Source organism: Kitasatospora sp. NPDC004723, from assembly GCF_040609255.1.
Taxonomy (GTDB): Bacteria; Actinomycetota; Actinomycetes; order Streptomycetales; family Streptomycetaceae; genus Kitasatospora.
The window spans coordinates 71,252-81,725 of the sequence record NZ_JBEXJT010000039.1 but is presented as its reverse complement, the minus strand read 5'-3'; the positions used below and the strand labels follow the sequence as shown (position 1 = coordinate 81,725).

At 74.7% G+C, this 10,474-nt stretch carries 9 protein-coding genes; 5 read left to right on the top strand and 4 right to left on the bottom strand.

Going from position 1 to position 10,474, the window contains the following annotated elements; translation table 11 throughout:
• Window positions 1-129: 129 nt before the first annotated feature.
• Both ABZW10_RS29280 and ABZW10_RS29275 read right to left on the bottom strand, forming a co-directional pair.
• Window positions 130-1,119, bottom strand: coding sequence for a hypothetical protein (locus tag ABZW10_RS29280; RefSeq protein ID WP_355371595.1), 990 nt, complete (start codon window positions 1,117-1,119; stop codon window positions 130-132).
• Between the two features lie 76 nt (window positions 1,120-1,195).
• Window positions 1,196-1,522, bottom strand: a complete 327-nt coding sequence (locus ABZW10_RS29275) for a metal-sensitive transcriptional regulator (RefSeq protein ID WP_355371607.1) — start codon at window positions 1,520-1,522, stop codon at window positions 1,196-1,198.
• 148 nt (window positions 1,523-1,670) lie between these two features.
• Here ABZW10_RS29275 and ABZW10_RS29270 point away from each other — a divergent pair, with 148 nt between their 5' ends.
• The 4 genes from ABZW10_RS29270 to ABZW10_RS29255 all read left to right on the top strand — a co-directional run bounded on the left by ABZW10_RS29270 (window position 1,671) and on the right by ABZW10_RS29255 (window position 7,989).
• Window positions 1,671-1,955, top strand: coding sequence for a heavy metal-associated domain-containing protein (locus tag ABZW10_RS29270; protein ID WP_355371592.1), 285 nt, complete (start codon window positions 1,671-1,673; stop codon window positions 1,953-1,955).
• 123 nt (window positions 1,956-2,078) lie between these two features.
• The gene (locus tag ABZW10_RS29265; protein ID WP_355371590.1) at window positions 2,079-4,328 is read left to right on the top strand and encodes a heavy metal translocating P-type ATPase; all 2,250 of its coding nucleotides are present in this window, start codon (window positions 2,079-2,081) and stop codon (window positions 4,326-4,328) included.
• Window positions 4,329-4,684: 356 nt separating this feature from the next.
• Window positions 4,685-6,586, top strand: a complete 1,902-nt coding sequence (locus ABZW10_RS29260; protein ID WP_355371605.1) for an amino acid transporter — start codon at window positions 4,685-4,687, stop codon at window positions 6,584-6,586.
• 89 nt (window positions 6,587-6,675) lie between these two features.
• Window positions 6,676-7,989 (top strand): M64 family metallopeptidase, encoded by a 1,314-nt coding sequence (locus ABZW10_RS29255; RefSeq protein WP_355371587.1) that lies wholly within the window; start codon window positions 6,676-6,678, stop codon window positions 7,987-7,989.
• 62 nt (window positions 7,990-8,051) lie between these two features.
• Here the strand turns inward: ABZW10_RS29255 and ABZW10_RS29250 are convergent, their stop codons facing one another.
• Window positions 8,052-8,858, bottom strand: a complete 807-nt coding sequence (locus ABZW10_RS29250) for a GNAT family N-acetyltransferase (protein ID WP_355371585.1) — start codon at window positions 8,856-8,858, stop codon at window positions 8,052-8,054.
• A gap of 384 nt (window positions 8,859-9,242) precedes the next feature.
• On the opposite strand from ABZW10_RS29250, the gene ABZW10_RS29245 reads away from it, so the two are divergent.
• The gene (locus tag ABZW10_RS29245; RefSeq protein WP_355371582.1) at window positions 9,243-9,659 is read left to right on the top strand and encodes a cupin domain-containing protein; all 417 of its coding nucleotides are present in this window, start codon (window positions 9,243-9,245) and stop codon (window positions 9,657-9,659) included.
• 39 nt (window positions 9,660-9,698) lie between these two features.
• On the opposite strand, the gene ABZW10_RS29240 is transcribed toward ABZW10_RS29245, so the two are convergent.
• Window positions 9,699-10,385, bottom strand: coding sequence for a transglycosylase family protein (locus tag ABZW10_RS29240; RefSeq protein ID WP_355371579.1), 687 nt, complete (start codon window positions 10,383-10,385; stop codon window positions 9,699-9,701).
• Window positions 10,386-10,474: the final 89 nt, after the last annotated feature.

Here is a 10,474-nt window from a genome sequence, read left to right as displayed (position 1 = left end):
CGTCGAGGAAGGCGCGCACCTGGTCCCGGGTGCGGCCGACCAGGGGAGCGGTGGCCTTGCTGTAGACCCCCGTCACCCGGTCGCGGACCTCGCTCCGGTGCGGGGCCCGTTCGCACGGCGGGCGCGGGGTCAGTGCTGGTGGCCCGCGCCGTCGTGACCGGCCGGCGCGGTGGTGGGCACCTCTGCGCTGGGCGCCCCGGTGGCGGCGGGTGCCGGGGTGCCGCCCACCGGGAGGGTGAACGCGGCGGTGTGCACGGTGCCCCGGTGCTGGAAGTCCAGGAAGAGCCGGTACTCGCCGCCGCTGGGCGCCGTGGTGGTGAAGGTGATCGCCGGACCGCCGGCCGTCGCGGCGCCCTCGGGCAGGTGGCCGTCGGGGTGGACGTGCAGATAGGCGAGGTCCCCGGCGCGCAGCGCGACCAGGTGGCCGGCGGCGCCGAGGTAGGGCTGGAGGTCGGTGACGGGCCGGCCGTCCCGGCCGACGTTCAGCGTCAGCTGCCCGGCCCGGCCCGGGGTGAGCTCGCCGTCCAGGGTGACGGTGTAGCCGTCGACGGTGACGGTCCGGCCGGTCGCCGGCAGCGGGGCCGGGCGCAGTTCGCCGGCGGCGTGCAGGTCGGCGCCCAGGGTCAGGCCCTCGGCGGCGTCGGCCGGGGTGAAGTCGGCGAACACCCGGTACTCCCCGGCGGCCGGCAGCGCGACGGGCGCGCTCCAGGTGCCGTCGGCGGCGCGGACGGGGTGCAGGTGCTGGAAGGTGGCGAGGTCGCGCGGAGCGACGATCAGGTGCAGTTCCTTCTCGTGGGCCGGGCGGTAGTCGGTGACCGGGCGGCCGTCGGCGCCGAGGACGCGGAACCTCAGCTCGGTCGGGGCGCCGGCGGTGACGAAGGGGTTCTCCAGGGCCAGGGTGTGGCCGCGTTCGGAGACCTGGAGGCCGCCGGGTAGCTGTTCGGCGGCGGCTGCCGCTCCCGCGCTCGCGGCGGGGGCCGGGGTGTGCCCGGCGTGCGCGGCGGTGGTGGGGCGCGGGGCGGGCTTCCCGTCGCCGGTCAGGTGGCCGACGCCGTACGCGGCGCCGAAGGCGGTGGTCACCCCGGTGGCGAAGGCGGCGATCTTCAGTGCGGTGTTCATGGCGGACTCCTGGCGGCGCGGGCGTGGGGGCGGACGGGCTGGACGAGTTGGACGGGGCGGGCTCGGCGGGTGCGCCTCAGGCCCGCATCAGGCGGGCGATCGCCTGCGAGGCCTCGGCGACCTTGGCATCGGCCTCGGCGCCGCCCTTGGCGATGGCGTCCTGCACACAGTGGCCGAGGTGGTCGTCGAGCAACTGGAGTGCCACCGACTGGAGCGCCTTGGTGACGGCCGAGACCTGGGTGAGCACCTCGATGCAGTAGCTGTCCGAGTCGACCATCCGCTGCAGCCCGCGGATCTGGCCCTCGACCCGGCGCAGTCTGCGCTGTACCTGGTCCTTCTCGTGGTGGTAGCCGTTCATGGGAATCTCCCCGGATCGTCGAGCTGGTCCTCCGATGCCCTCGATTAGATACCCCCGGGGGGTATGACGTCAAGGATGGCCCCCGGCGGTCGAGGGCTTGCATGACATACCCCCCAGGGGTATAAAGGAGCCATCGCAAGGGGATACCCCCACCGGGTATCTCCCGGATGCTACCCACCTCATGGAGGAACCCATGTCCTGCTGCTCCGCCGACGGCACCTGCTCCACCGGCGCGACCGTCACCGTCGACCCCGCCGCCGTCACCGCCGTGACCACCGTCTACGCCGTCGCCGGGATGACCTGCGGCCACTGCGAGCAGGCCGTCGGCAAGGCGGTCTCCGCCCTCCCCGGCGTCACCGCCGTGCGCGTCGACGTCCCGGCCGGCCTGGTCACCGTCTCCGCCGAGGCGGAGCTGGACGAGGCGGCCCTGCGTGCCGCCGTCGACGACGCCGGTTACGAGCTCGCCGGCCGGGCCTGATCACCCGGCGGGCCCGGGGCCCGGCGCCCCCGCCGCTTCACCCGCCCGAACCCCCTGGGGGTATCGGGCCCCGGAACCTCGACCCGCCCCCACCGCCTCACCGACGACCCACGAGGAGCCCAGATGACCACCCAGGCACCCGCCTCCACCGAGGTGGAACTCCAGATCGGCGGCATGACCTGCGCCTCGTGCGCCGCCCGGATCGAGAAGAAGCTCAACCGCATGGACGGTGTCACCGCCACCGTCAACTACGCCACCGAGAAGGCCAGGGTGAGCGTCACCGGCGCCGTCGAGGTCGCCGATCTGATCGCCACCGTCGAGGCCACCGGCTACACCGCCGCCGTGCCCCGCCCCGCCACCGCCGAGCCCGCCGGCCCGGACGGCGGCGCCGAGCCCGCCGGCGAACTCGCTCCGCTGCGCCGGCGGCTGATCACCGCGCTCGCCCTGGCCGTCCCGGTCATCGCGATGGCGATGGTCCCGGCCCTCCAGTTCGACAACTGGCAGTGGCTCTCGCTCACCCTCGCCGCCCCCGTCGTCACCTACGCCGCCTGGCCCTTCCACAAGGCCGCCTGGACCAACGCCCGGCACGGCGCCGCCACCATGGACACCCTGGTCTCGCTCGGCACCGGCGCCGCCTTCCTCTGGTCGCTGTGGGCGCTGTTCTTCGGCCACGCCGGGATGCCCGGCATGCGGCACGGCTTCGAGTTCACCATCGCCCGCTCCGACGGCTCGTCCAACATCTACCTGGAGGCCGCCGCCGGCGTCACCGCCTTCATCCTGGCCGGCCGCTACTTCGAGGCCCGTTCCAAGCGCACCGCGGGCGCCGCGCTCAAGGCGCTGCTGGAACTCGGCGCCAAGGACGTCACCGTGCTGCGCGGCGGGACCGAGGTCCGCGTCCCGGTCACCGAACTGACCGTCGGCGAGCTGTTCGTGGTCCGCCCCGGCGAGAAGATCGCCACCGACGGCGTGGTCGTCGAGGGCGCCTCGGCCGTCGACGCCTCGATGCTCACCGGCGAGTCCGTGCCCGTCGAGGTCGGCGTCGGCGACACCGTCACCGGTGCCACCGTCAACGCCGGCGGCCGGCTGGTCGTCCGGGCCGCCCGGGTCGGCGCCGACACCCAGCTCGCCCGGATGGCCAAGCTCGTCGAGGACGCCCAGAGCGGCAAGGCCGCCGCCCAGCGGCTCGCCGACCGGATCTCCGCCGTCTTCGTGCCGGTCGTCATCACGCTGGCCCTGGCCACCCTCGGCTACTGGCTCGGCACCGGCGAGGGCTGGACCGCCGCCTTCACCGCCGCCGTCGCGGTGCTGATCATCGCCTGCCCGTGCGCCCTCGGCCTGGCCACCCCGACCGCCCTGCTCGTCGGCACCGGCCGCGGCGCCCAGCTCGGCATCCTGATCAAGGGCCCCGAGGTGCTGGAGAACACCCGCCGGGTCGACACCGTCGTCCTGGACAAGACCGGCACCGTCACCACCGGCCGGATGACCCTGCTCGCCGTACGGACCGCCGAGGGCGTCACCGAGGAGCAGGCGCTGCGCCTGGCCGGCGCCCTGGAACACGCCTCCGAGCACCCGATCGCTGCCGCCATCGCCACCGCGGCCGCCGAGCGGCTCGGCACCCTGCCCGCCGTCGAGGGCTTCGAGAACATCCCCGGCCTGGGCGTCCAGGGGGTGGTGGGCGGCCACGCCGTGGTCGCCGGCCGGGAGGCCCTGCTCGCCGAGTGGTCGCAGCACCTGCCCGCCGCGCTCGCCGAGGCCAAGCGCGCCGCCGAGGCCGCCGGCCGCACCGCCGTCGCGGTCGGCTGGGACGGTGCGGCCCGGGCCGTCCTGGAGGTCGCCGACGCGGTCAAGCCCACCAGCGCCGAGGCCATCGCCGAACTGCGCGCCCTCGGCCTGCGGCCGGTACTGCTCACCGGTGACAACCGGCTGGTCGCCGAGGCGGTCGCCGCCGAGGTCGGCATCCCGGCCGAGGACGTGATCGCCGAGGTGCTGCCGCAGGACAAGGTCGCGGTGGTCCAGCGGCTGCAGGGCGAGGGCAAGGTCGTCGCGATGGTCGGCGACGGTGTCAACGACGCCGCCGCACTCGCCCAGGCCGACCTCGGCCTCGCCATGGGCACCGGCACCGACGCCGCCATCGAGGCCGCCGACCTCACCCTGGTCCGCGGCGACCTGCGCTCGGCCGCCGACGCCATCCGGCTCTCCCGCAGGACCCTCGGCACCATCAAGAGCAACCTGTTCTGGGCGTTCGGCTACAACGTCGCCGCCCTGCCGCTGGCCGCCGCCGGCCTGCTCAACCCGATGATCGCCGGAGCGGCGATGGCCTTCTCCTCGGTCTTCGTGGTCGGCAACAGCCTCCGGCTGCGCACCTTCCGCTGACCGCCGGCCCGCTGACCGAAGGCCGGCTGACTTCCGGCCCGCTGACCGAAGGCCGGCCGACGGACGGAGCCCCCCGGAACCGCCCGGTTCCGGGGGGCTCCCGCGCGTCCGGACCGCACTGGCCCGATGAGGGGACACCGCCGAGGCGTTCCCGCAGGTCGGCGGCCCCGTCGCATAGCCTGTCGCCCTGTCGCCCCGCCGTCGGACGGACGGCATCCGGGGCCGTGGACAAGGGGTGCAGGGTGGCTTCCTCGGGAACGGACGGCGCGGGCGGCTCGTACCGCCCGCGCCGCAGGACGCGGGTCCCCGGCTCGGTCGCCGGCGGCACCCCGCGCGAACAGCGGTTCCGCGCCTGGCTGCTGGAAGGCCTCTCCGACCGGGCCAAGCAGCACCCCGGCCCGCACGCCCAGGCCCCCGCCGAACAGAGCCGCCCCTGGTGGCGGGTGATGTGCCTGACCGGCCTCGACTACTTCTCCACCCTCGGCTACCAGCCCGGCATCGCCGCCCTCGCGGCCGGCCTGCTCTCCCCGGTGGCCACCGTCGTGCTCGTCGTCGTCACCCTCTGCGGCGCCCTGCCCGTCTACCGCCGGGTGGCCGTGGAGAGCCCGCACGGCCAGGGCTCGATCGCGATGCTGGAACGCCTGCTCTCGTTCTGGAAGGGCAAGCTCTTCGTGCTCGCCCTGCTCGGCTTCGCCGCCACCGACTTCATGATCACCATCACCCTGTCCGCCGCCGACGCCACCGCCCACCTGGTCGAGAACCCGCACCTGAACAGCGCCCTGGCCGGCCGGCAGGTCCTGATCACCCTGGTGCTGGTCGCCCTGCTCGGCGGCGTCTTCCTCAAGGGCTTCAGCGAGGCGATCGGCCTGGCGGTCGTCCTGGTCGGGGTCTACCTCTCGCTCAACGTGGTGGTCGTCGTCACCGGCTTCTACCACCTCTTCAAGTCCCCGCACGTGGTGGGCGACTGGGCGGACGCGCTCACCGCCGAGCACGGCAACGTCATCGCGATGATCGGCGTCGCACTGGTCGTCTTCCCGAAGCTGGCGCTCGGCCTGTCCGGCTTCGAGACCGGCGTCGCCGTCATGCCGCACATCGAGGGCGACCCGGACGACACCGAGGAACGCCCCGCCGGCCGGATCCGAGGCGCCCGCAAGCTGCTCACCACCGCCGCGCTGATCATGAGCGTCTTCCTGATCACCACCAGCTTCATCACCACCCTGCTGATCCCCAAGGCGGCCTTCGAGGTGGGCGGCCAGGCCAACGGCCGAGCGCTCGCCTACCTGGCCCACGAGTACCTGGGCAACACCTTCGGCAGCGTCTACGACCTCTCCACCATCGCCATCCTCTGGTTCGCCGGCGCCTCCGCGATGGCCGGTCTGCTCAACCTGCTGCCGCGCTACCTGCCCCGCTACGGCATGGCCCCGCACTGGGCGAAGGCGGTGCGGCCGATGGTCATCGTGCTCACCCTGATCGCGTTCCTGGTCACCTGGATCTTCGACGCCAGCGTGGACGCCCAGGGCGGCGCCTACGCCACCGGCGTGCTGGTGCTGATCAGCTCCGCCGCCATCGCCGTCACCATCGCCGCCCGCGCCGCCCGCCAGCACGGCTGGACCATCGGCTTCGCGATCATCGCGGCCGTCTTCCTCTACACCACGGCCCTCAACATCGCCGAGCGCCCGGACGGCGTGAAGATCGGCGCCTGCTTCATCGCGGCCATCGTGCTGCTCTCCTTCCTCTCCCGCCTCAAGCGCGCCTTCGAACTCCGGGTCACCGACATCGTCTTCGACGAGGCCGCCGAGCGCTTCGTGCACGACTACACCCACCGTCCGCTACGGCTGATCGCCAATGAGCCGAAGGGTCGCGGCCTCGCCGAGTACCAGCGGAAGAAGCAGCAGATCCGCGCCCACAACGACATCCCCGCCGAGGACGACCTGGTGTTCGTCGAGGTGACGGTCCGCGATCCGTCCGAGTTCGAGGCGGTGCTCACCGTGCACGGCGAGGTGCTGCACGACCGCTACCGGCTGCTCAGCCTGGAGAGCTCCAGCGTGCCCAACGCCCTCGCCGCGCTGCTGCTCGCCGTGCGCGACCGCACCGGCCAGCAGCCGCACATCTACTTCGAGTGGACCGAGGGCAATCCGTTCGCCCAGTTCCTGCGGTTCTTCCTGTTCGGCCAGGGCGAGGTCGCGCCGGTCACCCGCGAGGTCCTCCGCGAGGCCGAGCCGGACCCGGCCCGCCGGCCGCGCGTGCACGTCGGCTGAGTCCCCAGGGACCTGGGGCTTGTGCCGACGCGCCGTCAGCTGCCTACCATGGCGGCTCCACCGGCCCCACCCGCAGAGGAGCAACGCCCGTGCGCCATCGCAGGATCGGCTCGATCGCCCTCACCGGTGCCCTCGCCCTCGCCGCCCTCGGCAGCGCCCCCGCCGTCGCGTCCGCCGGTGCCTCCTCACCGTCGGGCGGCGCCCGGTACGGCGTCGAGGTGTTCGGCGAGGACGGCTCGATCGGCCGGGCCACCGTGCCCGCGGCCTCCCCGTACCTGGCCGCCGGCCGGCCCGGACTCGCGCCCGCCGCCGGGGACGGCGAGGTCACCACGATCCTGCGCAACGGCGAACCGGCGGGCAAGGTCGACGTCGTCGTCATCGGCGACGGCTACACCGCCGCCGAGCAGGACAGGTTCCGCGCCGACGCCGCCGCCAAGTGGCAGGACCTGAGCTCCGTCGAGCCGTACGCCTCCTACCGGGGCCTGTTCAACGTCTGGGCGGTCGCCACCGTCTCCGCCGAGTCCGGCATCACCGGCGACCCGGACCGGGCCACCGTCCGCCACACCGCCCTGGGCTCCTACTTCTGGTGCGACGACATCGAGCGCCTGCTCTGCGTCGACACCGACGCGGTCGAGAAGTACGCCGTCAAGGCGCCGGAGGCCGACCTCGTGCTCGTCGTCGCCAACACCGCCAAGTACGGGGGCGCCGGCTACAACGTCGCCTCCCCGCTCGGCTACGACGGCATCGCCACGGTCGCGGGCGGCAACCCGAGGGCCGGCCAGGTGGCCATCCACGAGACCGGCCACTCGGTCGGCAAGCTCGCCGACGAGTACTTCTACGACGGCGACGACGTCTACCCGGCGGAGGAGGGCGAGCCGGAGGTGTCCAACATCAGCATGTACACCGCCGACCGGCTGGCCCGTGACCACCTCAAGTGGTACCGCTGGCTCGGGCGGACCTCGCCCGACGGGGGAGTGGTCGGCGCCTACGAGGGCGCCAGCTACTTCCCCAAGGGGCTGTACCGGCCCACCGAGAACTCGATCATGCGTTCGCTGGGGCGGCAGTTCAACCTGCCCGGGCGGGAGGCGATGATCGCCGGGTTCTACCGGCACGCCGTCCCGCTCACCAGCCCCACCCCGGCCGGCACCCCGCTCACCCGTGCCGACCGCCTCAGCATCGACCTCCCGGTCGCCGGCACCGCCCTCACCTGGTCGGTGGACGGGCGCGAGCTCCCGCAACTGCGCGGCCGCACCGACGTCAACCTGCGCACCCTTCCGCTCCCCGGCCCGCCCGGCCGCGTCCACACCCTCACCGCCACCGCCACCGACACCACCCCCGCCGTCCTCGACCCCGCCCTGCGCCCCCGCCTCACCGCCACCCTCACCTGGCCCGTCACCCGCTGACCAGGCTGTCGGCGCAGGAAGTCGGCGGGTCCGACTTCCTGTGCTGGTGGGGGAGCGGGGCGTCAGATTGCTGCGAGCACGGCCTCGTCGTAGTCGGTGACGGTGGTGAAGCCGAGGCGGCGGTAGAGGGGGAGGGCGGCGGGGTGGCCGGCGCGGACGTTGAGGCCGATGTGGTCGGCGCCGCCCTCCGCGAGGAGCTCGCAGAGGCGGGCCGTGCAGGCGGCGGCGAGGCCCCGGCCGCGGGCCTCCGGGTGGGTGGTGACATTGCCGATCACCGCCACCCGCCGTTCCGGGGAGGACACGTGCACCCCGGCCGTGGCGACCAGCCGGCCCGCGTCGTCCCGGATGCCGACGTACGGGCCGGTGGTCAGCATCCGCTCGTCGAACCAGTTGTCCGGGTAGCCGGCGGCGAACAGAGCGAGCAGGTCCGGCAGGTCCGCCGCGCCGAGCAGCCCGGCCTCGCGCCCGAGGTGGGGCGCGAGGGCGGCGCGGTCGGTGAGCGCCATCCGCAGCATCGCCGTCCGGTGCTCGGCCCGGTAGTCCGGGGCGAGGGCGTCCACCCCGCCGGTGGTGAGGTGGGCGAGCAGACGCCGGGGCAGTACCGGCCGCATCGCCCGGAGCAGCCCGGCCAGCTCGTCGGCGCGTTCGGGCCGGGCCAGGCCGAGCAGGGTGGGCACCTCCCCGACGGCGTACAGCAGCGCCACCGGACCGTCCGCCGAGGCGGTGTACCAGGCGGTGTGGGACCAGAACGGCTCGTCCAGGTCGCCGAGTTCGAAGAGGTGCAGTTCCGGGTCGCGGCCGAAGCGGTCGGCGAGCGCCGCGCGGTCGTGCAGGCTGGTCAGCGGGGCGGAGGAGGAGTGCTGGGGCATCCGCCGAGCCTACGCCCGCCGCCCCGCCACCGGGTCGGCCGGGCCGAGCAGGGCCCGTAGGCGGCCGGCCGGCGGTCCGGTGCACCACCCGGGTCAGGTGCGCCTGGTCGCTGAACCCCAACTCCTGGGCCAGCAGCGCGAGTCGCGTCTCGCCCTCGGTCAGCCGCTCCAGGGCCGGCGCGACCCGCAGCCGCCGGGGAGGGCGCGGCGGGAAGGTGGTGGTGGCCGGCGCCCCGGACGGGGGTAGGGGCACCGGCCCGGTCCGTCGGCGGCCGCGGACACGGGCACGCTCTGACGGCGCTCTGGCGGGACGGGCGGGGGTGTGGTCCCATCGCCGGAGGGAGCGGGTGGGGGCCCGCCGGAGCCGAGAGGGGCCGGGTGCACATGGGTGAGCAGCCGTTCCGCACCGCCGAGACCGAGGACGCCCCGGTCGTCCGCGCCCCGGACGGCGCCGTCGTCCGGCCGCTGCTGGTACTGGAGGGCCTCGGCAGTCAGGCGGTCTTCGAACTCGCCCCCGGCGCGGTGAGCAGGGCGGTGTCGCACAGCACCGTGCAGGAGCTCTGGTACGTCATCGGCGGCAGCGGGCGGATCTGGCGGCGGCAGTCCGGCCGGGAGAGCGTGGAGCTGCTGCGGGCGGGGACGGCGGTCTCGGTGCCGCTGGGGACGGCCTTCCAGTTCCGCGCCGACGAGGACGGCCCCGGCCCGCTGCGGATCGTCGCCCTGACCGTGCCGCCCTGGCCGGACGGCTCGACCACGGAGGCCCGCCCCGAGTCCGGCCCCTGGCAGCCCACGGTGGGCTGACGGGTGGCGCGGGCCCGGGGCGGGCGGGGGCGGTGCGGCTCAGAGCGGCAGGACGAGTTCCTGCCCCGGCTGGATGAGGTCCGGGTCCTCGCCGAGCACGGCGCGGTTGTGCTCGTACAGCTCGGGCCAGCCGCCCTCGATCCCGAGTTCGGCGGCGATGCTGTCGAGGGTGTCCCCGTCGCGCACCGTCCAGGTGCCGGACCCGTCGGCCGGGGGAGGCGCGGCGGGTGTCCCGGTCGTGGTCTCCTCCTCGTCGGCCGGTGCCTGGCGGACCGGTGCCTGGCGGACCGGCTCCTGGTGCGCCGGTGGCTTGTGGGCCGGCCGGCCGGCGACCGGCGGCCGTTCGCCGGTGCGGCCGGCGCGGGTGCCGCAGACCGGCCACGGCTTGAGGCCGCGCCGTTCGGCGAGCCGGTCGGCGACGGCGATCTGCTGCTCGCGGCTGGCGAGGTCGGGACGCGGCGCGTAGGCGAGGCCGCCGTTCTCCCGCCAGGTCGGCTGGTCGAACTGGAGGCCGCCGAAGTAGCCGTTGCCGGTGTTGATCCTCCAGTTCCCGCCGCTCTCGCAGGCGGCCACCCGGTCCCAGTCGATCACGGCCCCCCGTTCGGTGCCCGCCCCACCTCCTAGACCCGGTGGCGCGGCGTGCGCCGCGGGGGCGGCGAGGACGGCTGCGGCCAGGGTGCAGGCGGCGGTCGGAAGCAGTCGGCGCAGGTGCGCGGTGGGGGGCATGCGCGGCTCTCAGGTCCGGGGACAGGGGCGTGTGCCGCTCGGGAGCGGCGCGTTCCCACCGACGCACACCCGGGGCGCCGACACGTCGT